The organism is Mesorhizobium sp. CNPSo 4670 (genome assembly GCF_057784235.1).
Map to the genome: position 1 here is coordinate 61099 of NZ_JBWJFQ010000029.1, position 22561 is coordinate 83659.

Consider the following 22561-nt stretch of genomic DNA (forward strand, 5'->3'; position numbering starts at 1 on the left):
CTTAGCTGCCTCCGGCCGTCGCGCGAACCGCATCCACAAGCTGGGCGGCGCCGAAGATCAAAGCGATGCCGATGATGATGGAGAAAGCCATCATCCACGCAAGCCGACCCGTCATGGCGAGGAAGCCGAGAAAACAGACCGCGATGATGGCGAATGAACGCGCTATGTTGCCCTGCAGGACTCCGACGAACCACTCCAGCACGTTTTCGACTGGCGCGGCCGACTGGGCATACGCAGTGGCTGGCGAGAGAGCTATTCCGACCGCTGAGGCCAAGGCCAGTTTCAGGGCAAATATGCCCGCTTTCCTGTATTCCACCCTTGGCTCCTTTCAGTTGCCGAAATCCATGACATGACCATCCTGCCAGGCGTCCTCGCTTGCTGGCGGAGCGGCCGCGAGCGTCTCGGATTTGGTCAGGGTGGACTTCTTCACCACACCGCCGAACTTCCAGCGGTTCAGTATTTTCACGATGTATTCCGCCGTCTCCGGATTCACCGGAATCCCCTGCGCCTTGTAGACGCTGTTGGGCCCGGCGTTGTATGCCGCCAGCATCAGGAGCGGATCCCCGAATTCGTCATACAGTGACTTCAGATAGCGAAGGCCAGCCCGGACATTTGCCTGTGTATCGCAACGGTCGCTCACGCCGAGATCGGCCGCCGTGCCCGGCATCAGCTGCATGATTCCCAGGGCTCCGGCTTTTGAGGGACCCTGACTGGCGCCGAGATCGCTTTCGGCCCATGCAATTGTCTCGGACAGGTCGGCGTCGAACCCTTCCTCTTGCGCGATTGAACGCACAAGTTGGGAGACCTCAGCACGATTTGCGGTCTTACACGCTCCCGGCCTTTGCGCCCCGACCGCGGCAAGGGCTTGCGCCGGCGTTGCAAAGGCGATTGCCACGCGGTCTGATGCCAGGTCCCGGCCGTGCGCATTGAACGGCATGGTGGCGCCAACGAGGGTGAGCAGAAGAGCGAATCGGGTGTTCATACTGTCGCCAAGATTTAACACTTTACTATGGCTACACTCAGCCCTAGTAAAGTGTCAACACGATATCGATCACAAGGACGGATTTCGATGAAACAGACGGCCCGTTGCGCGATCTTGCTGCTCCAGGGCACTGTGGCTTATGCTGCCGGCGCCGACGCCCCGAACGCCTTCGCGCCACCCTCGGAGCAATACCTGCTCCAGTTTGCAAAGTCGGGCGAGAAGGTGTTTGTCTATGAACGCTACGATGGGAAAGGCGCGATTTTTCAGCGCGACGCGGCCGCCCTCATCACACCGGTTAAGGTGCCGTCGGCGACTGAGCGCGTTATCAACGGGGTGACGTATCGACTGCGCGGCCTTGCCGGCTGCCCAAAACCGAAGATTGCGTACAAGACGCAGCAGTGGGACTGCACGAAAGCCGCGCAGGACTATGAAGAGGCAATCTACAACGATCGTGCGTCCGTCGTGCTTTGCAAAACACTTGTGCTGCAAAGCAGGAAGGGTGAACCCGACGCTGTCTCGTGCTTCTCGCTCGTGGGTGGGGGTAATGCAAACGACCCCTACAACGTCGCCTACGACGACGACGAAATGGTTTTTTTCCACATGGCGGCGATCGGACGCAACAAGGACGGCAAGTCGCTGCGCCCCGATCTGGAGCATTCCGCCGACCTCGGTGGACAGTTCCAGGAATGAATAAGGCGAGCTTCGCAGTGCTGGCGGCATTTGGTTTGTGTGCGTCGGCACACGCTCAGGATGCGTCGGAGTCTGCGGTGCCAACGCCGCTCGCGGTATCGAAATCGGCTCAACTGCTGACTGGAGATACCTGGCGTGACGGAGATCATCTTTTTCGCCTCTATGGCGTCCAGTCATGTCTTCGAGGCACATCAGCTGAAGAGCCAAATGGAAACAAAATCGATTGCGGGAACACCTCGCTGGCGCACCTGGCAGCCCTGTTCGACAGCGCGGCGGTGACATGCCAGCCAATCGGCTACGCCCTGGACAAGGCGGTTTTTGTCGTGTGCGGTGCGCAGCTCAATGGCGAAACGGTCGACGTCGGCACAGCGCTCATAGCGACCGGATACGCGTTTGCGGCAACGACAGCAAAGGGCAAGGCCGTCAATGAGAACTACCTCGTTGCGGAAATCAACGCTAAGATGAAACGTGCGGGTTTGTGGAACACGAGGTTTCAGCATCCTGTTCAGTTGCTGCTAAATAAGCGATCGGAGAGACAACAATGAAGCACGACGAAGAGGCGCACAAATATTACTACCCCGTGGAAGGGCGCGGTGACGGCGCTATTGGCGGAGCCGCTGCGTTCATGGCGATCATATTGGTGCCTGCGGGGCTCTATGCGGCTTGGAATACCGTAGCCTCATGGATTTCAGCGCTCTTCTCCTAGGACTGCAGTTTCGCGAAAGAACCGAGCAACGCGCGGAAATCATCGACATCAACCTCGCACCAGTCATGAGCCGTCAGCCGTTGAAAATAAGTGGCCTTCATTTTGATCTCTGCGATACTGGCTACTGGAGCAATGGCAGCACGCCTTCGCACCGCAGCCTCCTCCGCCATGACCGCGTCCAGTCTCGCAGCCAGCACGGTCGCGTCCGGCCCTTCGGCCCCCATCCAACGCTTGCCGATACGTTCAAGCGCGGCGACGCTTTGACGATGTTCCGCAATCAGTTTAGCGACGCCCTCAGCCGCTTCCATCACTCCGGTGCTACAGACCAATCGAATAGGCATCGTCCAGCTCCCTCGCGTATATCGGTCAGATACAAATACCTGTGGAGGAGACGAAATCTAGGGATGTTCACATCCCTAGATTGTAGCGACCAATTCTGAAATACAGGGCAGGGGGCGGCTGCGTAGAAGGATTGGCTTCTGATGTTTCGTGCCCTGGTGGTCGAAGACCAGACGCTTATGCGTCTGGCTCTGATGAATGAAGTGCAAGCAAGCTTCAAAAAATGTGTCGTCCTTGGCGCGGAAACGCTGACGATCGCCACTACCGAGCTTCAAAACAGTCATTTCGATCTGGTCGTGATCGACCCTGGCTTGCCCGGCTTTGATCCCACCTCACAGGGGGACCGCGTCGCAGTCGTGGACAAGATCATCGAGGCTTCACCCAGCGCAATTCATATTGTCGTCACCGGTTCCGACAACCGCTGCGAGGCAGATGGCTTTCGGCAAATTGGCGCCGCCGCATATCTCGGCAAAACGGGCCTTGCGCCCGGCGTGTTCAGCGACGTGCTGGACGATATTTCCAGCAAGGGGTTTTCCTTGCGCCTGTCCCGCGCTGTCATGACCAAGCCCGATTACCGATTTTCAGCCCTTACACCGCGCGAGCAGGAGGCCATCGACATGATGGCGCACCGCGCACCCGGCGTGAAACGAAAGGAGATCTTTTCTCTCATGGCCGATCGCCTCGCCATAGCGCCCGGCTCGGCCGAGAAATACTACAAGCAGGCTCGCGCCAAGCTTATGCGGCAAGGCCATCGGATCCCGCGGGGGCTGTGAGCAATGGCGCCCATGATCGTCCATGGAATCAAGGTTCCTGTCGCACCACAGGAGGTTTCCCCGGTTATCTGGCGAGCGCTTCAAAGCCAGAGCTATGAAGCGAAGGAAGCGAAGTGGATCTTCAGGGCGGTCAAGGCGCGCGATCGCGTACTGGAGCTAGGGTCCGGTATTGGCATCATCACCGCACTGATCGCGAAAATCCCCGGCGTTCAGGTGTGGGCATTTGAAGCAAACCCCGCAACAGCGGAACTAGCCAAGCGCGTGATAGCAGCCAACGATCTCCACAATGTCACATATTCCCAGGGTATCCTCACAGCGGGCCCGCCGCGGTCCTTCACCTTCTACGTTCGCCGCGACCTTTGGATGTCTTCCACACACAAAGACCAAGGACCCTACGAGCGCGAACTTTCGATCGTCTCGGCTGACGTCGATCGTTTCATCGCCGATCATCGAATAAACGTCCTCGTCATGGACATTGAAGGGGCTGAGAAAGAACTCTTGCGAGATGCCGAGCTGCCAGGCGTCGAGCGTATCTTTCTTGAGCTGCACGACCATCTCTATGGGCTTGACGGCATCCGCAACATCACGCTTGCCCTGGCAGAAAAGGGACTTGCCTACGATCCGCGGGGATCCCGAGGACCTTGCGTGCTCTTCGCTAAGAATGATGGACCCCGCGAATACGAGGATGCGGAAGATGTTGCGTAGTGCTCTCGCCGTCATATTTGCCATGGCCCTTCCGCTCGCTAGTGCGGCGGAGGAAATCCCGCTCGATCCCAACGAGCTGTCGGTTCAAGACGCCAGCGGCAAGAACATCGCGGTCTTTTCGGTGAAGCAGCTACAGGCAGAGTTTCCGCAACAGACCTATGACACGCGTACACCTTGGACGAGCGACAGCGAGAAAATCGAATATCGTGGGCCGCTGCTAGCAAACGTACTTGCCAAGGCTGGAATCACCGCCGCGCAGGAAGTCAAAGTTGTCGCCTATGACAATTTCGTCTCCGATATTCGCATGGACGAAATCCGGTCTTATAACCCGATCCTCGCGGTCGAGCGTCGCTGCAACGAGAACGACAAGGCCAGTTCGTTTTGCTTGGGAGGCCAGGACTTCCGCCCGATCAGCATGGTAGAGAAAGGCCCCATCTTCATTGTTTGGCCCTTCGACCAATTGCCTGCTTCATATGTTCCCGCAAGAAACTCGATCTGGGTGTTTTTTCCAGTCATCCTGCGCGCCACGCAATGAAGTTCTTTAACGGCCGTTTGCTCAATGTTCTGCCGTATCTCGGTATGGCTGCAGCGCTTGGGCTGAGTGCGTGGACATTCATTCAATCAGATCGCTACCGTCAGGAAACGGATGCCATCCTCAACCAGACCTTCGAAATTCAGTGGCGTGCGGCACAGATTCGCGAGCGCCTCATACGAGTCTATGGCTATCTTCGCATCGCCGAACAGACGGGCAAGCTTGATGCCGACATCGATCGGCAAATGGCGCTGGTAAGCGTCAACGTAGCGCAGTTGGAAAACCTGCCCTATCTGAACCGCTTTTTCCCGGATCATGACGCCGCACTCCTGGGGGAGATCCGCCAGACCCTCGAAGAGAAAATCGCCCCGCTTGTGTCGGCCCGCAAAAGCTACACCCAAGCCATTGCCGACATGGCCAAGCTGGAACAGTCAATTTACGAAGTCTCAAGCTCCACCGTTGACCACAGCGCCACTTTGCAGCAGACCGCCGGCATCGACATTGCTGCCTCGCGCAACTGGTTCATCTTCGCCATCGCGCTTGGCCTTGGTGCCACCTTCTATCTGGTTATCCATCAGCGCTACGCTCTGGCCAACCGCCGCGACCAGCACATGCGCTCGTTCGCCTCGCTCTTTGCGCATACGACCCGATCGCGTGTTACAGCCCTCAGGCTGTTCCTTGAGCATTCACAGCCAGACAAGCAGCCGAGCAGCGAAATGCTTGAGGCTGCGCGCAATGCCGCGAGCGAACTGGAATCGATCACTAACGGTGTACTCCAGATCGCCTATGCGCCACAAGATTCAAGCACTGTGCCGCTCGGCCAACTGCTAGAAGACATAACGGCAGAGCCTAGCGGTTTGGTGCAAGTCCGTGTCGACTCCAAAGCGCGCTTGCACCCCGTACCCTCGGCGCCATTCCGGTTGGTCGTGAACGAGCTGATCGAAAACGCTTTTGCCGCTTCGGACGTCAGTAACGCCCAAGTTCTTGTCTCCGCGACAGTCAAGCGACAGCCATTCCTCCCGCGCACCTATCTAGTGCTCGAGGTGGCCGACAAGGGCTCAGGCATGCCGCCTACGATCGCTGCAAAAGCGACCACCCCTTTCTTTTCAACGCGAGCCGGGAATCATACTGGCCTTGGCCTGACCGCATGTTCTCAGATGGTCTCGACGCTGAATGGAAAGCTCATCATCAAAAGCGCTCAAGGTATCGGCACAACCGTGCAGGTTAGAATTCCGCTGGCCTCCGCCGCAGCTACTTTTTGCCAATCGTTTCGCAAGGCCGGTCGGACGGAGGAACACCCATTGGGCGGCTAGCTAGGTGTCAGTTCTGGCGGGATCTTTTCGGAAAAGAGGAAGGTCGCTGGATCAAGTTTCAACGCCTTGGCGATCGCGGCAATCGTGTCCACGCTGACGTTGCCGCTCGCCCGTTCCAGTTTTGTGAAGGTCGCCTCCGCCACGCCGATGAGTTCGGCCATCTCATAGCGGTGCAAAGTACGTCTTTGCCGTTCAAAATCGATGATGTGCGCCAGCCGCTTCCGGATCGCATTGTCGTCCAACCGATGCGCCCATTCCGGAACTTTCTTGCCGCCGGCGAGCAGTTCTGCAAAAGACAATCGCAAGCCGTTTGCCATCACCTGCAGCGTCGTCAATGTGACATTGTTTTTCTGACGCACAGTCTGAATATAGGTTCGGTAGGCGAGTTTCTCGCCGTCGGCGGTCCGAAACAGCTCGGCCATGTGCATATGGGATAGGCCGCGTCTGGCTCTCTCCCGCTCAAGCGTCAGAGCAATGTTGACGCGCAACGGGTTGTTGACCACGCCTCCGTCGTCTCGTTGCATAAATCGATGTAGTCGCACAAACCTGCCTTTTTGACCTGTCCTTTTTCGCGCCGATCATCCATAGTAAACTGTCAAATCTGCAGCGAGGAAAAGGCTATGACCATACTCAAATTTCTACTGGGGAGTGCCGTCGCCATCGCGGGCGCAGCAGCTCTTCCATCCCAATCAAAAGCGTCGGAATGGGGCTGTCAGGTCCTCCTATGTCTTTCCGGCGATTGGCAAGCCACCCCCTCGTGCCACCCACCAATTTACAAGTTGATTACGGCGATGGAAGCCCCAGGCTTTAATTGGCCGATCTGTCCGCAAGCCAACTCCAGCGCGGCGAGATTTGAGAAGTATGAGGATTGTCCGTCTGGCTGGCAAGCAGTTGGCAACTCCGAATCCGATCGGCCGGGCTTAGGTCAAGAGCGGAACATCTGCCGCATCGCGGCCGATAGGCTCTCGTTGCCCGTCGTTCTCAAAAACAACGGCCTCGGCGGACATCATGGAGACGGAACACGTCAGGTCCAAATCGAAATCGATGGTAGGTTGGTTGCGGCAACAATCCAGACCGCGGGGAACGATCGAGGGCATTCCCTTCATAATGGCCCTACCTACTACACCATCGCTCGGCCGATGCGCGGAAAGCCCTGGTTCATCGAGTATGACGACGCGAACGGCACGCGCCAGAAAAGCTGGTTCAATCTCAACCTGCCATAAGCCATGCCATCACGCGTGACGAGGCACTATGAGTCTGACAATTCAGGGAGTTTTGTAGTGTTCAAGGCGCTTCTCCTGTCCATTGTGATTGTGAACACAGGCGCAGTCTTGACTGCGGCTGGTCAGAGTGACAGGCCGCGATCAAGCGTCGACAATCCTATGTGGCCCGCTTCACTGAAATGGGATTGCAAGACCGCCGCCAAAATTGTGTGTGAGCGTGATGGCAGTTGCTCGGTGGCTGAGGACCGCACTGGGTTTGTGCTGAACTACGGCAGCAACGAAGCTGAGTTCCCGGCCAGCAATGTCAGGATCAAACGCCACTATCAACAGACCGTGCAGGCAAGCCCTTTGCAGCAAGAAGTTAAGGTCGAACTGGCCGACAAACGCGTTCTTTGGCTGACGGCCGTCGATGCCAGCCGCACCTATTCGGAAGCGTGGGTCGGCGCACTGAGCGAGTTGAAGGGCGGCGCGGTACTGATGGAATCAGAGGGGATCTATTGCATGCCGCATAAGTGAGTGCGCCGAGAGGGGAGGGGAGCGAAGCACCAGATATGGTCTGACCTGGAGGCCGATCCTCGGCATGCTCTTCAGAGAATGTCGGGGTCTCTTCGTCAATTTCGCGACGACCGTCAATATGAACAAGCGCGGCGCTGACCAGATCGGCGGCGCAGACTACACGTTCGACTGCACCGGCAAACCAAGGTCATGCCGCCAGGCGCTGGAAGCCTCGCATCGCGGTTGGGGCAAATCGGTCATCATCGGCGTCGCGGGTGCTGGCCAGGAGATTTTCGCCCCGGCGTTCCAGCTCGTCACCGGCCGCACCTCGATGGGCACCGCCTTTGGCGACCCGGCTGCACCGTGCCTAAAATCGTCGACTTGTACATGGACGGCAAGATCCAGATTGACCCGATGATCACCCGTTTGCTGAAGCTGGAGGACTTCAACAAGGCTTCGACCTTTATGCATGAGGGCAAGTCGATCAAGGAGCGTCGGGTTTACTGAAGCAGGCCACAAGCTGCCGACCGACCGGCCAGCGACCTCTGTGGTTCAAACGTCTTCGAGCCGTTGCAGACCACCTAGCCGCGATATAGCCCACATCGCACTCTCCCGCTAGGAAGCCGGTCGTCTGCATCCTCTGCTCGATTCTTCCGCTGCGTTCTCTGGTTCAATCCTCTTTCAGGCAGGGTCAATCCCGCCGACCTCTCGGCTGCTTATGCGCGTGGCGCTCGGCAGCGTGGGGTTCGTGTGGTCGAGAATTGCAGGGTGACCGGACTGGAAATCCGCAGCGGTCGCATTGTGTGGGCGGTGATGCAGTATCGTGTGCCGGATTCCGCATGATCACTTAGGCTAGGCGGTGGCTGTCGCATCGGAGGCCACGCAGCGCCTACACGGGGCTCGTCATAAGCAGGAGATCATATGCATCTCAATTTAAATTGAGCATACTTCTTTTGGAAGTAGCTTCGCGGACGTGCTCGAAAGCTGAGCCGATCCGCGCCAAGGCGTCTCAAGGCTTCCGGATTTGAATTTTCGTATGCCCAGACAACTAGCCTTGCGTCAGATGGCGCAGAATTGTCTTTTCCGGACTTAACATCGCCGATGTGGTGGTTTTCTCGTAGGCGGCGCGGGACGGTTATTCGAACATCGCGGCGGACGTCGACTCCATTCGAATCAGATGCGGGAACGAAATAATTTGGTCAGGGTGCGCGCCGTTTTGCTGTTTTGTCAACGACGGCGTGGCGTAAACTGGCATTTGTCAAAGTTGGACAGCCGCTTTGGGCGATAAAGGCACCAGGTACCTCCGCAATGGCAGATCAAGTTATGAAACATGTTGGCATACTAGCTCATAGCGCAGAGGGCTCTTCTCTTTGTTATTTGACGATTTGCCACGAGGGTACATCGAGGCTCGGCGCTCATTTGCATCCCGATATTTCAATGAGCATTATTCCAATGGGCCTTAGCATGCCAGACTGGGAAAGTGGTGACCTAGCGCCTATCCGCCAGCGACTAGCCAATTCGGCTGCCCGACTGAGCGCCGCTGGATGTGATTATTTCGTCTGCCCAGATAATACAGCCCATTTAGCCTTAGAGATGAACGGCCCTGACCTTGAGTTGCCTGATCTACATATCGCTAATGTTGTCGCAAGCGAGGCGAGTCGGCTCGGTTATCGGAAGCTCGGGATAGTTGGCACGAAGTGGACAATGACGAAGCCTATGTACTTTTCTGCCGCCAAGGCGAGGGGACTAAATGCCATTGCTCCTAGTGAAGAGGATCGAAATCTTATTAACAGAACAATCTTTTCAGAACTGTGTAATGGTGTCTTCACCGACAAAACCAGAGCTCAGTACGTGGAGATCATTGAACGATTGAAATCGCAAGGCTGCGATTCAGTTGTCCTTGGATGCACCGAAATTCCTGCACTTATTTCACATGAACATTCGCCCCTGCCAACGCTAGACTCGACGCGCCTGCTCGCGCAGTACGCTCTCGATGTGGCGCTTGGCGAGAAGCCGTTGCCAACTTGGCGAGGTGGGGCTTGCTGGTGATCTACCGAGCTTAATGTTAGTGCATGACGGGGTCGTGACGCTATCTCCCGTGAGGGCGGCGACGCTGGTTCGGTTGGGCAGCCGGGCGCTTCTGGCGCCGTAGCCTGGGTCAAAAAGAATACAACACGACGACAGAAAGGGACCGTGGCAACCTTGGGCCGGCAACCTGAGGTGGTCGAGAGGGCCCATAGCGAGGCTTCCGTGTCCGCCTGGTGCCTCGACAGTCCAGGTTTGATCCGGCGGCCACTGCCGACTGATAGGCGGCCGCCCCCATGTCGATATGGTTGCGCTCAGCTCCCTTGGATACGCTGCTGCAGGATGTGGTACCCGCTCCGGGTATCCATCGTAAATGCGAGATCCAAGCGCAGAATTGGGCTCGCACGACGCGAATCGGCGAGATGTTCAGCCGCGACAGCTGGCGACGATCAGTTATCCGCACGATTCGAGCTAGCCCGGACGGGGCAGGGTGCTGTGATGCGGCGATAGACTCAGCTTCACAACGGACGGCAAGCTGGCGATGCCGGTGGTCTGGCAAGTGCCAGCCTCGGACATGATGAAAACCAGCACCGGTTTCGGCTGACGGTTTTACCTGAATCGCTTTTCTCTCACAGCAAGCGAGCGGCCTCGGCACCAACACTGGTACGTAATATTGTTCAACAGATACCGTGGCACACCGGACAAAAAAATGCGCGGCTGTTCGCGCAACGGCAATGGGGATCCTGCTTCATGTGACCCTGTGATGTCCCTCGTCGTCGTCCTTTGCAAAGTTAGCGTCAATCACAATGTTCCCTCCCTCCCAGGCTGATTTTGTCGCGAGGCGCCATACCGGACATGGTCGATCTGTTTCACGTTGGGCCGATCGCGAGCATGTTTGTTCCGCAATTAAGGGCATTTTGACCGAAAGTCTCCCTTCAACAATGCAATGTTCTGGCTGCTGGATTGATCGGTGCAAGCAGCGGGCCCGTTTACCAGCGTTCTGATGCTAGCAAGAGGTTTATCTAGGCAATGGGCTACCAGATTGGTGTCGATATCGGGGGGTCCTTCGCGGACTTCGCCGTGATTGACGACGAAACAGGCGAACTGCGCGCTCTAAAGGTTTTCTCCAGGCCCGATGATCCTGGCGCGGAGGTAATGGAGGGCATCCGTCAGCTTGAGACCCGCTACGGAATTGCCCCCTCTGCGATTTCATACTTCACCCACGGCACGACCGTCGGCGTAAATTCAGTCATTCAACGAAACGGATTGAAGCTCGGGCTTTTCGCTACCGAGGGTTTCAGTGACGTATTGGAACTGGCACGGCTCAAATCGAGAAACATGTACGACCTGTTTTCGCGTCGTCCGGATCCGTTAATTACTCGCGACCGGGTGTTCTCTATTAGAGAGCGGATGGGCCCGGATGGAAAATGCCTTGTACCCGTTGACCCCGGTAGCGTGGAGCGTGCAATTTTCGAAGCGCGTGCGGCAGGCTGTGACGGTGTGGTGGTTAGTTTCCTCCATAGTTATCGCAACCCTGAGCATGAGAAGAAGGCGAAAACTATCGCATTGTCGCTTGCTCCAGATTTTCCTGTCTTCTTATCGAGTGAGGTTTGGCCGATCGTACGCGAGTATGAGCGTACCATCACGGCAACGATCAGCAGCTACGTTCAACCGCGCGTTGCCCACTATATAGGCTCCCTGCAGAAGGCGCTGAAGCAAGTAGGTGTCACATGTCAGCCGTACATAACCAAGAGCAACGGCGGGGTGATGACGGCGGAGCAAGGCAAATCGCAATGCATCCAAATGATTCTGTCTGGCACCGCTTCGGGTGTCATTGGAGCAGCCTATGTGGCCCGGAAATCCGGCGTGCGGCAGGCTCTAAGCCTCGACATCGGCGGCACTAGCGCAGATCTTGCCCTAATTCTCGACGGTCAACCTCAGTACGGCGTTGGGGAAATAATCGGAGATTTCCAGATCTTTATTCCGTCCGTCTCAGTGGCGTCTATCGGTAGCGGAGGGGGTTCGATCGCGTCCGTCGACGAGTTTGGCGTGCTCAAGGTCGGCCCTGAGAGTGCCGGATCTACTCCTGGGCCCGCTTGTTACGGCCGTGGAGGAACACGCCCCACAATCACGGACTCGTTCGTGGCTCGGAACATTATCGGCGGCGAAGGACTGGGGTATGGTCACGTTCATATCGATAAGGCGGCATCGATAGCGGCACTTACGCCACTATCGCAGCGGCTGGGAAGCACCGTCGAACAAACTGCTGAAGCCATTGAGAAGGTCGCTGTCTCGGGTATGTACAATGGCGTAAGCGCCCTGCTGTCCCAGTTTGGTGTCGATCCTCGCGATTTCACGATGGTGGCCTTTGGGGGTGCCGGGGCAATGATCGCAGCGTCGCTAGCCGAATCTGTTGGCGTATCAGAAGTTCTTGTACCCCTCACACCAGGTGTCCTCAGCGCACTTGGCGGCCTGGTTGCCGACATCAAAAATGACTTTATCCTCTCCAGATTTGCGGACCTCGAGGCGGCTGCGGTCAATGATTTCCGTGATGGATGGGCCGAGTTGGAGCAGCGAGCGCGAGCATGGCTAAAGGAAGAGCAAGCGTATACCGGCGAGTCCCAAATTATCTACTCGGCGGATATGCGCTACGCTGGGGAATCCTTCGAGATCGAGACTGTTTTCGATAAATCCGTGATTGATTCGGCTGATCATTTGCAAATGGCGGCAGCGTTTCATCAGCGTCATCATGAGATGTTCGCGCACTCCGACCCCCAAGCGACTGTCCAAGTAGTGAACCTCAGGCTGGTCGTGCGGGCCCCTAGACGGGAACCGCGGCTCGAACGGATCTCTCCAAGCAACGATCCGGCACAATCTCAGTCCACCCGAATCGCTTGGTTCTCAGGCGAGCCAGTGAACACCGAGGTGTATCGCCGATCAGATTTGCGTTCAGGGCAGAAGATAAAGGGCCCAGCAGTAGTGGTGCAGGATGACACCACAACTGTAGTGCCGCCCGGCTGGCAAGGTCGCGTTGACGAGTTCGGGAATCTGCGCTTAACCAAAGAGGCACTTTAATGGACCGTATGACTCTTCAGATTTTCGCGGACTACTGCTCCGCGGCAGCCGAGGCTATGGCCTATACGCTCTTACGTACAGCGCATTCCACTTTCGTTAAGGAGACTGAGGACTTCTCTTGCGGCCTTCTTACACCCGAAGGCGCGACGTTCGCTTCGCCTAAGTCTCTCGGTGCAACCTGGTTCCTTGGCCTAGATTATGGGCCGGTAATTAGGCTTATAGATTCTTATGAAGACGGCGATATATGCATAACGAACGATCCGTATAGCGGTTCGGTTGCTACTCACACACCTGACATACACATATGGAAGCCAATTTTTGTGGATGGGCAAATAGTCTGCTTTGTCGCTGGACATATCCACAACACCGATGTTGGTGGCGCGGTCCCCGCAACCTTGTCCCGTAAGCTGACCGAAATACAACAGGAAGGCCTTCGAATACCGCCGACTAAACTCGTCCAGCGAGGCGTACTTAATCAAGGTCTCATTGACATCATGGAACGAAACGTTCGGGTTCCCACCCAGAACTGGGGAGATCTCAAAGCGCAGATCGCATCAGTTGGAGTTGGTGAGCGTCGCGTTAAAGAGATTGTGGAACGCTTCGGTATCGAGAGCTTTCAGCAAGGTATACACAGCCTCCTGGATTATGGAACTGAGCAGGCAAAGCAGGTGGTACGCTCCATCCCAAACGGGGAATACTTTCACGCGGAGTATATCGACGAAGATTCCGATGGAGGCGTGCCGTGCCGTATTGCGCTTACGTTGAGGGTCGAGGATGAAAGTCTCATCATGGACTTCTCGGGAAGCGACCCGCAGCTCCACTCGTCCCTCAACATACCCAGTGGCGGACATGAGCGGCATGCACTTGCGATGATCGGGCTGTCCTACGTCCTATATACGTTGGATAACCGTCTACTTCTGAACGCCGGCATTCTTCAAGTCGCCAAGGCCGTTCTTCCCGTTGGAACAGTCATGCATGCCGTGTCCCCTGCTGCCGTTGGTATGCGCAGTTTAACGTGCTGTATCGCGCAACAGGCGACGTTCGGTGCTTTCGCGAAGGCTATGCCGGATCGCATGCCAGCGGCCGGCGCCTACGGTTCGAGTATCATGAATGTTCGTACGATCGGCAAAAAGAATCTCTCGATCATGGCATCCGTCGGACCGGTCCTCGGCGGTGCCGGGGGGATGCCTTCCGGCGATGGCTCCGAAGGAGCCGGCGGTCACAATGCCTACCTCCGCAACACGCCAGTGGAGATCAATGAAATCGAAGTGCCAATAATCTTTAGCAAGTATGGCCTTCAACCTGACACATCCGGGCCGGGCCGCTGGCGCGGTGGCTCTGCAATGATAATGGAGTTTAAGGTTTCTGCTCCTGGAACAGTAGTTACGGCACGAAATCGTAATGCCACGATGATGTCGTCGTGGGGTATTGGTGGCGGACGCGCTGGCAGCACGTCATCGTTTACAAAAAATCCCGAATCTGCTGCCGAGGAGCAGCTCGGAAACCGCGACATCGTCGAATGTAATCCGGGGGATGTTATTCGTGTCATTGGCCCGGGTGGCGGGGGCTGGGGTAGCCCGCTTGAGCGCGATCCAAATCTCGTTGCCCTTGATGTCAAACGTGGCTTGATCTCCACAGCCGCCGCGGAGCGAGACTATGGCGTAGTCATTGTCGATGGCCAGCCTGACCTTGCTGGGACCCAACACAAACGAGAATACCTTGGGCAGTCTCCCTGTGAGCGGGGTGCATTTGACTTTGGTGAGGGCCGAAATGCTTTCGAGGCTGTCTGGACCGAGGCTCGCTACCAAGCATTAACCAGCGTGCTATCAGTCACTTCGATCCCTTGGCGTCATTGGGCGAAGCATTCGATTTTCAAGGCTGTAAAAAGCGGACAAGATAAATATTTGACTCCAGATGGGCAGATACGATCGATCTACGCCGGACTAAAGGAACAGTTTCCGCAAATGTCGGATTGAGTGCTGTTGGGGACAACTGGCTCTGTTGTTGTAACATTGAAGGGATGCGTTATGGGGTCGCGTCCCTTATTGATCAGTAAGTTGACATGAATGCGTCGGATGTGGTGCACAATGCCTGCAGTATCATGTTTGAACTCGTCTTTCGCAACTTAATACAGTGTGAGAGTCGTGTTGAAAATCATCCGGGGTCGAGCGCGATGCCGGCCGGCTTCCCAAGTCGTCGAAGAGGACCGCAAATGACGAAAATGCTCAAAATCTCGGCCAAGGGCGAAGTTTTTCGGGATCCGGAGTCGAAGGCCCCGACGGGTCTTGACAGTCCTCAGCGTGTCTATCTTCACGCGAGTGTGGATGATCGATGCTCCTTCGGGCTACTCCGCCAGGCACCTTCCTTGAGGGACACCGATCCACTCAACGGGGACGAGTTGGTGCTCGTTCTTGGTGGCGAGTTGAGCATCACAGGTGAAGGAGCATCGGAAGTCATTTTGCGCTCGGGCGACTGCGCCGTCATTCCCGCCGGCGGTCGTTGCCGTATCGACCAATCTCGCCTCAAATCCGGGATCTTCATGCACTCCCGTTCCGATGGCGATGGCGGTGCAGTCGACGTGAAAGAGATTGTTCCATTTGACTTAAGCCACAGCCTGACCCCGACGACCTTCTCCAAGGTCGATCTGCTCCTTGGACCCGTTCCCCGGACGTCCAACCACACTTGGTATTCCGAGAAGGCTACGGGTTTTTCTGCGGGCGTCTGGTCTGCGGATGCCTACTCTCGAAAAATGGTACTCTTCACGTATACGGAGTTAATGCATTTCGTTGCTGGATCTGTAATCCTAACCGACGAGGATGGAACTGCATTTTCTGTAGCCGCAGGAGATACGGTGCTGGCACCTGTTGGGACACAATGCCTGTGGCATAGCGATGAGCAGATTACCAAAATTTGGTGCGTGCAGGAATGACTAGGTCGTAACCAATTCGATATCTAAGGACCTGCTGTGCCTAAAGCACGTCCCCGTTGGCGTTACACCGGGAAGTGGTCGCCTCAAGGAAACCAGATGATCACCTCAATCATAAAGTCCACTCCGTATTGGTGGGAGGCTGCCCCGCTCCCTAGTTTGCCGGAACAGAGCCTGCCGACTGAGGTCGACGCGCTGGTCGTCGGCGCGGGCTATTCAGGGCTGGGGGCAGCTATTACACTTGCGAGGGCCGGGCGCTCGGTGCTCGTGCTTGACCGACAGCACCCTGGGGAAGGCGCGTCCACCCGCAATGGCGGTATGACGAGCGGCAACATTCGTCTCCCCTACGCCGAGTTGGTCCGAAGGTTCGGCCCCGAAAGGGCGCTTGCAATCCACGCCGAGGGCAAGTTAGCGAGAGAGGATCTGCGCCGCTTCATCACGGAAGAAGGGATTGAGTGCGACTATCATCTATCGGGTTACTTTTCTGGTGCGTTGACTCGCGCTGAGTATGACGCGTCGGCGCGGAGCGCCGAAACCTTAGCCAAAGCACTCGACATTGAATCTTATGCCGTGCCTCGCTCCGAACAGCACCAATACATCGGCACCGACTTCTATCGAGGCGGCAAAGTGCGGATGGATATCGGGGGATTGCATCCCGCCAAGTTCCACGCCGGGATGCTCCGCGTAGCGCTGGAAGCCGGTGCCGTAGTGCAGGGCAACACGCCTGTCCTCGCGATCGTGCGCGACGGCGCCGGCTGTGCGGTGTCCACGCCGCGCGGCAAGGTCCGCGCCGGAAAGGTTCTTGTTTGTACCAACGGCTACACTGATGCATCTGATAGCTGGTTGCGCCGCCGAATTGTTCCGGTCCGAAGTCGCATGATCGCAACCGAAATCATGCCCCGCGAGCTCATCGCGCGGCTAATGCCCCCGCGCATGATGTACAGCGACGGCCGCCAGTTGAGTTACTATTACCGCCCTTCCCCCGATGGAGAACGGATTTTGTTCGGGGGACGCGACGGGACCGTGTCTGGCGATCCGGCATGGCCGACGGACCATCTACGGGCGGAGATGACGCGTATCTTCCCTGAACTTGCGAACGTGTCGATCTCGCATAGCTGGTTCGGCTATGTGGCGATGCATCGGGATATGATCCCGCGTGTCTTCAGGAAACAAAACGTAATTTACGCGACGGGCTGTTGCGGATCCGGAGTCGTCTGGGCGCGTTGGTTGGGAATGAAGATCGCGCAACAGGTTTTGGGCAATCATGAAGCCGGGCGCACGGCGTTCGACTTTAAGCCTCCGAAATCGATACCTTTCTTCAACGGAACGCCCTGGTTTATGCCACTGGTTTACGCAAAGATGGAATTCGAGGACCGCCGCTTGATGCGAGGCCGAAGCAAAGAGTCCTGATGCCCCGGATGAGCCAGTCCGGACGATTGCGCGCGTTCGCACTTCGAGGTTCCAATACGATACTCCGGGCCATAAGAGGTGACGCGCGGCGCCTCGGTTGTGTTCGGTGGCAGCCGTCATACGCTCGGTCGCCCTACCGTATTGACTGGGGTGACCGGCGCTATGGCCGTGGCCAAGCCGCTTGCGCCGGTGTTCCGCTTCGAGACCGAGGACGAGGTTGTCGGAGCAGCCAACGCGACGGAGACGGGCCTGGCCGTCTGTTTCTATTCGCGCGATGCGGCGCGCTCTTCCGCGTCGTCGAACGCCCGGAATACGGTATGGCCGGAGTGAACACCGGTATGATATCGACCGAACTCGCGCCGTTTGGCGGTGTGAAGCAAAGCGGCAACTCACGCGAGGGGTCGCACCATGGCATCGCCGAGTTCCTGGAGCTCAAATACGCCTGTCTCGAACTCTAGGCGGCCCCCCGCCGACAGCCCATGTCCGTGGCCAACGCGCACGGCTGCAGTTCGGTCTGCCGGGGTCATCAAACTAGCTCGGTAATCGGAAGCGCGAGGCGGCTCGCCGTTTTGGGGCCTATAGACACACGTTTGCGCGTCCTTGCGCTGCAGCCGCCATGAACGTGCCCCTAAGGCGATTAAGGTGTGAGCGCTGTTGCGGCACCACCTTTCGCGCGTGGTCGTGAGCCACGATGCTCGGAGCCTTTGAGGGCTTCGACACATGACGATTTCAGAGCTTACGCTTAAGTCCAGAGACGAAGAGCCGGTTCGTCGGCTTGAGATATTCACGGGTTCTGGACGGCGGCGCGAATGGTTGCCGGAGGAGAAGGCGCGGATCGTGGCGGAAAGCTACGATGCCGGCGAGACCGTGAGCGCGGTGGCCCGGCGATATGCATTGTCCCCGCAGCAGCTGTTCGCCTGGCGCCGGTCCGCGCGGGTGCCATTGGCGAATGCGCCGTCACCGGAGCCATTATTTGTTCCAGCAGTGGTCGCGGCATCGGAGCCCGAACCGGCGGGGAAGCGCGCGAGATCGACGCGGAAGCGGAAGGCCGCGCGAGAAGCCGGCGTGATCGAACTGGAGATTGACGGTGTCGCCATGCGCGTCGGTCGTGGCGCCGACACCAGGACGGTGGCGGCGGTGATCCGTGCGCTGAAGGCGCCGTCGTGATCGGGCCGACGGGTGCGGTCAAGGTGATGGTCGCGACGAAGCCTGTGGACTTCCGCAAGGGGGCCGAGGGCCTGGCGGCGCTGGTGCGCGAGACGATGGGTGCCGATCCGTTCTCTGGCACGGTCTACGTCTTCAGGGCCAAGCGCGCCGACCGGGTCAAGCTGGTGTACTTCGACGGCACCGGCGTTTGCCTGCTGGCGAAGCGTCTGGAGGACGGGAAGTTCTGCTGGCCTGCCATCACCGATGGCGTGGTGAGGTTGTCGGCGGCGCAATTGCAGGCGCTCCTGGAAGGGTTGGATTGGCGGCGCGTGCATGACGCCCGCGAGACGCGCGCGCCGGTCGCGGCAAGTTGATTCCATGGGCGGCCAGAGACGCTGGCAAAGCATTGGAATGCATGATTGAATCGGCCTTGTGAGCAACCCGGCCGAGCCTCAGACCAACGATCCGATCGCGCTTCAGGCGATGCTCGCGGCGGAGCGCGCCGAGAACGAGCGGCTGCGCCAGATCATCAAGGAACTGCAGCGCCACCGCTTCGGCCGCAGGGCAGAGAGCCTGCCGGTCGACCAACTGCTGCTGGGCCTGGAAGAGGCCGAGCAGGTCGAGGCGGAGGGCTTCGCCGCAGAGGACGCCGCCGATCCTGCTAAGCGCGAGGCTCGCGCCAGGAAGCGCCGCGCCAACCGCGGTTCACTGCCCGCGCACCTGCCGCGTATCGAGCAGGTCATCGACATCCCCGACAAGATCTGCCCGTGCTGCAAGGGGATGCTGCACGTCATGGGCGAGGATCGCTCCGAGCGCCTCGACATCGTGCCGGCCCAATTCCGCGTCATCGTCACGCGCCGACCGAAGTATGCTTGCCGGAGCTGCGAGGAGGTCGTGGTGCAGGCGCCCGCAGCGGAGCGCCTCGTCGAGGGGGGCATCCCGACCGAAGCGACCGTCGCCCACGTGCTGGTGTCGAAGTATGCCGACCATCTTCCCCTGTATCGCCAGGCGCAGATCTATGCCCGGCAGGGCGTGAACCTGGATCGGTCCACGCTCGCCGACTGGGTCGGCAAGGCAGCCTTCCTGCTACGGCCGATCCACGAGCGGCTGTTCGAGCGGCTGAAGGCGTCCGGCAAGCTCTTCGCCGACGAGACCACGGCGCCGGTGCTCGATCCCGGGCGCGGCCGCACCAAGACGGGCCAGCTGTTCGCTTACGCCCGCGACGATCGCCCCTGGGGCGGGATCGCTCCACCCGGCGTCGCCTATCTCTATGCGCCCGACCGCAAGGCTGAACAGCCGTTGCGCCACCTTCAGGGCTTCGTTGGAATCCTGCAAGTCGACTGCTACGCCGGATACCGGGCGCTGGCCGAGCGCAATGCCGTGAGCCTGGCGTTCTGCTGGGCGCATGTCCGTCGACGCTTCTACGAACTGGCCCAGTCCGGACCCGCGCCGATTGCCACGGAGGCGCTCCAGCGCATCGCCGAGCTCTACAAGATCGAGAGCGAGATACGGGGACGCTCGCCCGAAGAGCGGCGCACCGCCCGCCAGGAGAGAAGCCGCCCCGTCATCGATATCCTCCAGCCATGGCTGCGCGAGAAGCTCGCCCTGGTCAGCCAGAAGAGCAAGCTCGCCGAAGCAATCCGCTACCCGCTCTCGCGCTGGGCCGGACTTGGTCGCTTCCTCGACGACGGCCGCGTCGAGATCGACTCCAACGTGGTCGAACGCTCGATCAGGCCAATCGCCCTCAATCGGAAGAATGCGCTCTTCGCCGGTTCCGACGGCGGTGGAGAGCACTGGGCGACCATCGCCTCGCTCGTAGAAACCGCAAAACTCAACGGCGTCGACCCGTACGCCTACCTCACCGACGTCATCACCCGCATCGTCGCCGGCCATCCGCAAAGCCAACTCGACGACCTGCTGCCCTGGGCCTACGCCCCCGCACCACTCAAGGCCGTGGCCTGAGAACAGCGGTTACATTAAGGTCATTGGGTTGGTCGGGACGGCAAAATGGCAGATTGGCGGTGATCAAATTGCGGAATCGCATTCGACCCGATAAACGCGCCAGTGACGGTGCCGGCTATCTCGATATCAAAAGATGTCAGCTTGTCCGCAGCAAGCCGCGTCGTCATAGGCAAGGCGAACTCAGGAATTTGATAAAGATGCTTCTGCGGGGGTGAACTCGTCAGCCGAGCGATAGAACTTCGTAATGGAATTCATGTTGGCTCCGTCCTGTCTAGCCGAGCCATGGTCGTTCGCCATCATTTTGCATACGTTTTGAATATTTTACGCAAACTTGGGCTCGGGTGAAACCAAACGGTCGTGTATCGGCTACGATTGAAATGATCCGACCGCTTGAATGGGATAACGTTTCATTGTGCGTTCGGTCTTGCAACGAGCGTTTCGGATTGCTAACGCCACATCGTGGTTTCGCATCTGGGGGATCGGGATGATAGATGACCTTGACCGGCGGATACTAGGCGCCCTTCAAAATAACAACAGGTTGTCGTTCGCCGAGCTTGCGGATCTGGTGGGGTCCTCTGCTGCCTCATGCATGCGGCGCATCAATAGATTACGCGCCGACGGCGTTATCATCGCTGACATCTCTCTAGTTGACCCCAAAGCACTCGGGAAGTCGCTGACCGTGGTGTTAACGGTAGAACTCGATCGCGAGCGCTTAGATCTTGTCGATGACTTTAAGCGAGCGATGAGAGCGGCAAAAGAAGTCACTCAATGCTATATGGTCACAGGCGATGCCGACTTTGTGCTTATTGTAGCTGTGGAGGACGTCGAGTCTTTTGACGTTTTTGTGAAGACTAAACTCTACACAAATCCCAATGTCCGCAAGTTCAAGAGCATGATTGCACTGGACCGAGTGAAATTTGAGCCTCGGATCCTAGTGTAGCCTCTTAAGGCTAAACGTTTCCGCCACTTCCATCCTGTTTTTGAAGCGTGCATTGCAGTCAGGTTGCGTGTTTGGCGGCAAGAGCGCACCGAAGTCTGCGATTGATTGGGACGCCGGGTTTCCGGCTGCCGGCCACGACACCACGCTCAGGCGGCAATCGATCGCGCTACGACATCTGGCACGCTCGGCGCGCCGACGGTCCGACGTGCGCTAATATTCGAACTGCTGCGACGGAGCTGCTGTGCGGTTTCGCGGCGGCAATCGTGACCGGGTGTGCGCAACGCTAGGTTACAAGATTTGGAGGACGGAATGACACTTGCTGTACCGGAACCCGCAACGGCTCTGCCGGCCATTGAGCAACGGCATCGCGATCAACGACAATATCCTCAAGGCGTAGCCTTCATGGACGGTCAGTATCTGCCGATGTCCGAAGCCAAAGTGTCCGTGCTCGACTGGGGCTTTCTGCATTCCGATGCCACCTACGATACCGTTCATGTTTGGGACGGGAGGTTCTTCAGGCTTGACCTGCACCTGGACCGGTTCTTCCGCGGGATGGAAAAGCTCCGCATGAGGCTTCCCTACTCACGCACCGAGATCGAAAAGATCCTGTCGACCTGTGTGGCGCTATCCGGGCACAAGTCGGCGTATGTCGAAATGATCTGCACGCGAGGTAGCTCGCCCTCCTTTAGCCGTGACCCGCGTCAATCGGACAATAGGTTCATCGCATTCGCAGTGCCTTTCGGCTCGGTTGCCAACGAGGAGCAACTTCAGCGCGGCCTGCATGTCGCCATCAGCAACACCGTCCGGATCCCTCCCAAGTCGATCGACCCGACCATCAAGAATTATCACTGGCTCGACCTGGTGAAGGGCTTGTTTGACGCGTATGACTACGGTGCCGAAACTGCATTGATCGTCGACATCAACGACAACATTGCCGAAGGGCCTGGCTTCAACGTTTTCGCCGTCAAAGACGGCCGCTTGAAGACGCCGGCTTATGGCGTCCTTGCGGGCATTACCAGGCAGAGCGTATTTGATCTGTGCGACGAACTGGGCCTAGCCGTGAGCGCCGGCGACATTGATCGCAACGAGCTGAAGGGCGCCGATGAGGTTTTCATCACGTCTACAGCGGGTGGGATCATGCCGGTATCCAAGATTGACGAGACTGTTATAGGCGATGGCAAGGTTGGCGCTTTAACACGCCAGCTTACCGAGCTATATTGGGAGAAGCATGCCGATCTGGCATGGTCAACCGCGGTAGATTACGCATAGTACCGCGACATATTGTCGAGCGCTCCTCAGCGGGGAGTCTGTGCTGCCGC

Annotated in this window: 23 protein-coding genes and 3 pseudogenes; 22 read left to right on the plus strand and 4 right to left on the minus strand. The window is 57.9% G+C overall.

Going from position 1 to position 22561, the window contains the following annotated elements; all coding sequences use genetic code 11:
- Position 1: 1 nt before the first annotated feature.
- Both AC0ZT5_RS32160 and AC0ZT5_RS32165 read right to left on the minus strand, forming a co-directional pair.
- Positions 2-316, minus strand: coding sequence for a TrbC/VirB2 family type IV secretion system protein (locus AC0ZT5_RS32160; RefSeq protein WP_488499699.1), 315 nt, complete (start codon positions 314-316; stop codon positions 2-4).
- A gap of 12 nt (positions 317-328) precedes the next feature.
- The gene (locus tag AC0ZT5_RS32165) at positions 329-982 is read right to left on the minus strand and encodes a lytic transglycosylase domain-containing protein (RefSeq protein ID WP_488499700.1); all 654 of its coding nucleotides are present in this window, start codon (positions 980-982) and stop codon (positions 329-331) included.
- Positions 983-1069: 87 nt separating this feature from the next.
- Here AC0ZT5_RS32165 and AC0ZT5_RS32170 point away from each other — a divergent pair, with 87 nt between their 5' ends.
- From AC0ZT5_RS32170 to AC0ZT5_RS32180, 3 genes are read left to right on the plus strand one after another with little or no spacing between them, the layout of a single operon-like run.
- Positions 1070-1672, plus strand: coding sequence for a hypothetical protein (locus tag AC0ZT5_RS32170; protein WP_488499701.1), 603 nt, complete (start codon positions 1070-1072; stop codon positions 1670-1672).
- Entirely contained in the window at positions 1669-2217 is a 549-nt protein-coding gene (locus tag AC0ZT5_RS32175) for a thermonuclease family protein (RefSeq protein ID WP_488499702.1), read from the plus strand. The genes AC0ZT5_RS32170 and AC0ZT5_RS32175 overlap by 4 nt, the downstream gene beginning before the upstream one ends.
- Positions 2214-2378: a hypothetical protein gene (locus AC0ZT5_RS32180; RefSeq protein WP_161777428.1), complete on the plus strand. Its 165-nt coding sequence runs from the start codon at positions 2214-2216 to the stop codon at positions 2376-2378. The genes AC0ZT5_RS32175 and AC0ZT5_RS32180 overlap by 4 nt, the downstream gene beginning before the upstream one ends.
- Here the strand turns inward: AC0ZT5_RS32180 and AC0ZT5_RS32185 are convergent.
- The gene (locus tag AC0ZT5_RS32185) at positions 2375-2719 is read right to left on the minus strand and encodes a hypothetical protein (RefSeq protein WP_488499703.1); all 345 of its coding nucleotides are present in this window, start codon (positions 2717-2719) and stop codon (positions 2375-2377) included. The two genes, AC0ZT5_RS32180 and AC0ZT5_RS32185, sit on opposite strands and share 4 nt — an antisense overlap.
- 141 nt (positions 2720-2860) lie before the next feature.
- On the opposite strand from AC0ZT5_RS32185, the gene AC0ZT5_RS32190 reads away from it, so the two are divergent.
- From AC0ZT5_RS32190 to AC0ZT5_RS32205, 4 genes are read left to right on the plus strand one after another with little or no spacing between them, the layout of a single operon-like run.
- The gene (locus tag AC0ZT5_RS32190; RefSeq protein WP_488499704.1) at positions 2861-3490 is read left to right on the plus strand and encodes a response regulator; all 630 of its coding nucleotides are present in this window, start codon (positions 2861-2863) and stop codon (positions 3488-3490) included.
- Between the two features lie 3 nt (positions 3491-3493).
- Positions 3494-4195 carry an FkbM family methyltransferase gene (locus AC0ZT5_RS32195; RefSeq protein WP_488499705.1) on the plus strand — a complete coding sequence of 234 codons (702 nt, stop codon included), beginning with the start codon at positions 3494-3496 and terminating at the stop codon, positions 4193-4195.
- A complete protein-coding gene (locus AC0ZT5_RS32200; protein ID WP_488499706.1) occupies positions 4185-4730 on the plus strand; it encodes a putative pterin-binding protein in 546 nt (181 codons plus the stop codon). Before AC0ZT5_RS32195 ends, AC0ZT5_RS32200 begins: the two co-directional genes overlap by 11 nt.
- Positions 4727-6040: a sensor histidine kinase gene (locus tag AC0ZT5_RS32205; RefSeq protein WP_488499707.1), complete on the plus strand. Its 1314-nt coding sequence runs from the start codon at positions 4727-4729 to the stop codon at positions 6038-6040. Before AC0ZT5_RS32200 ends, AC0ZT5_RS32205 begins: the two co-directional genes overlap by 4 nt.
- Here the strand turns inward: AC0ZT5_RS32205 and AC0ZT5_RS32210 are convergent.
- Entirely contained in the window at positions 6037-6543 is a 507-nt protein-coding gene (locus AC0ZT5_RS32210; RefSeq protein WP_488499708.1) for a helix-turn-helix domain-containing protein, read from the minus strand. The two genes, AC0ZT5_RS32205 and AC0ZT5_RS32210, sit on opposite strands and share 4 nt — an antisense overlap.
- A 117-nt stretch (positions 6544-6660) precedes the next feature.
- Between AC0ZT5_RS32210 and AC0ZT5_RS32215 the strand changes: the two genes are divergently transcribed.
- The 15 genes and pseudogenes from AC0ZT5_RS32215 (at position 6661) to AC0ZT5_RS32285 (ending at position 22511) form a co-directional block, all read left to right on the plus strand.
- Positions 6661-7263: a hypothetical protein gene (locus tag AC0ZT5_RS32215; RefSeq protein WP_488499709.1), complete on the plus strand. Its 603-nt coding sequence runs from the start codon at positions 6661-6663 to the stop codon at positions 7261-7263.
- A 57-nt stretch (positions 7264-7320) separates the two neighbouring features.
- Entirely contained in the window at positions 7321-7779 is a 459-nt protein-coding gene (locus AC0ZT5_RS32220) for a hypothetical protein (RefSeq protein ID WP_488499710.1), read from the plus strand.
- A gap of 145 nt (positions 7780-7924) precedes the next feature.
- Positions 7925-8265, plus strand: a pseudogene (locus AC0ZT5_RS32225) (zinc-binding dehydrogenase); the annotation flags it as partial.
- 171 nt (positions 8266-8436) lie between these two features.
- Positions 8437-8601: pseudogene (locus AC0ZT5_RS32230) on the plus strand (FAD-dependent oxidoreductase); the annotation flags it as partial.
- A 465-nt stretch (positions 8602-9066) separates the two neighbouring features.
- Positions 9067-9807, plus strand: a complete 741-nt coding sequence (locus AC0ZT5_RS32235) for an aspartate/glutamate racemase family protein (RefSeq protein ID WP_488499711.1) — start codon at positions 9067-9069, stop codon at positions 9805-9807.
- A 1005-nt stretch (positions 9808-10812) separates the two neighbouring features.
- Positions 10813-12858: a hydantoinase/oxoprolinase family protein gene (locus AC0ZT5_RS32240; protein ID WP_488499712.1), complete on the plus strand. Its 2046-nt coding sequence runs from the start codon at positions 10813-10815 to the stop codon at positions 12856-12858.
- Positions 12858-14834: a hydantoinase B/oxoprolinase family protein gene (locus AC0ZT5_RS32245; protein WP_488499713.1), complete on the plus strand. Its 1977-nt coding sequence runs from the start codon at positions 12858-12860 to the stop codon at positions 14832-14834. The genes AC0ZT5_RS32240 and AC0ZT5_RS32245 overlap by 1 nt, the downstream gene beginning before the upstream one ends.
- Positions 14835-15070: 236 nt before the next feature.
- Positions 15071-15787 carry a cupin domain-containing protein gene (locus tag AC0ZT5_RS32250; protein WP_488499714.1) on the plus strand — a complete coding sequence of 239 codons (717 nt, stop codon included), beginning with the start codon at positions 15071-15073 and terminating at the stop codon, positions 15785-15787.
- Positions 15788-15883: 96 nt separating this feature from the next.
- Positions 15884-17194 (plus strand): NAD(P)/FAD-dependent oxidoreductase, encoded by a 1311-nt coding sequence (locus AC0ZT5_RS32255; protein ID WP_488499715.1) that lies wholly within the window; start codon positions 15884-15886, stop codon positions 17192-17194.
- Positions 17195-17275: 81 nt separating this feature from the next.
- Positions 17276-17652: pseudogene (locus tag AC0ZT5_RS32260) on the plus strand (aldehyde dehydrogenase family protein); the annotation flags it as partial.
- Between the two features lie 262 nt (positions 17653-17914).
- Positions 17915-18361 carry an IS66-like element accessory protein TnpA gene (gene tnpA, locus AC0ZT5_RS32265; protein ID WP_488499716.1) on the plus strand — a complete coding sequence of 149 codons (447 nt, stop codon included), beginning with the start codon at positions 17915-17917 and terminating at the stop codon, positions 18359-18361.
- A gap of 26 nt (positions 18362-18387) precedes the next feature.
- The gene (gene tnpB / locus AC0ZT5_RS32270; protein ID WP_488481858.1) at positions 18388-18714 is read left to right on the plus strand and encodes an IS66 family insertion sequence element accessory protein TnpB; all 327 of its coding nucleotides are present in this window, start codon (positions 18388-18390) and stop codon (positions 18712-18714) included.
- Positions 18715-18823: 109 nt separating this feature from the next.
- Positions 18824-20302, plus strand: a complete 1479-nt coding sequence (gene tnpC, locus AC0ZT5_RS32275) for an IS66 family transposase (protein WP_488499725.1) — start codon at positions 18824-18826, stop codon at positions 20300-20302.
- A 484-nt stretch (positions 20303-20786) separates the two neighbouring features.
- On the plus strand, positions 20787-21242 hold the full coding sequence (locus AC0ZT5_RS32280) for an Lrp/AsnC family transcriptional regulator (RefSeq protein ID WP_488499717.1): 456 nt from the start codon (positions 20787-20789) through the stop codon (positions 21240-21242).
- Positions 21243-21551: 309 nt separating this feature from the next.
- On the plus strand, positions 21552-22511 hold the full coding sequence (locus tag AC0ZT5_RS32285; protein ID WP_488499718.1) for an aminotransferase class IV: 960 nt from the start codon (positions 21552-21554) through the stop codon (positions 22509-22511).
- The last annotated feature ends 50 nt before the right edge of the window (positions 22512-22561 follow it).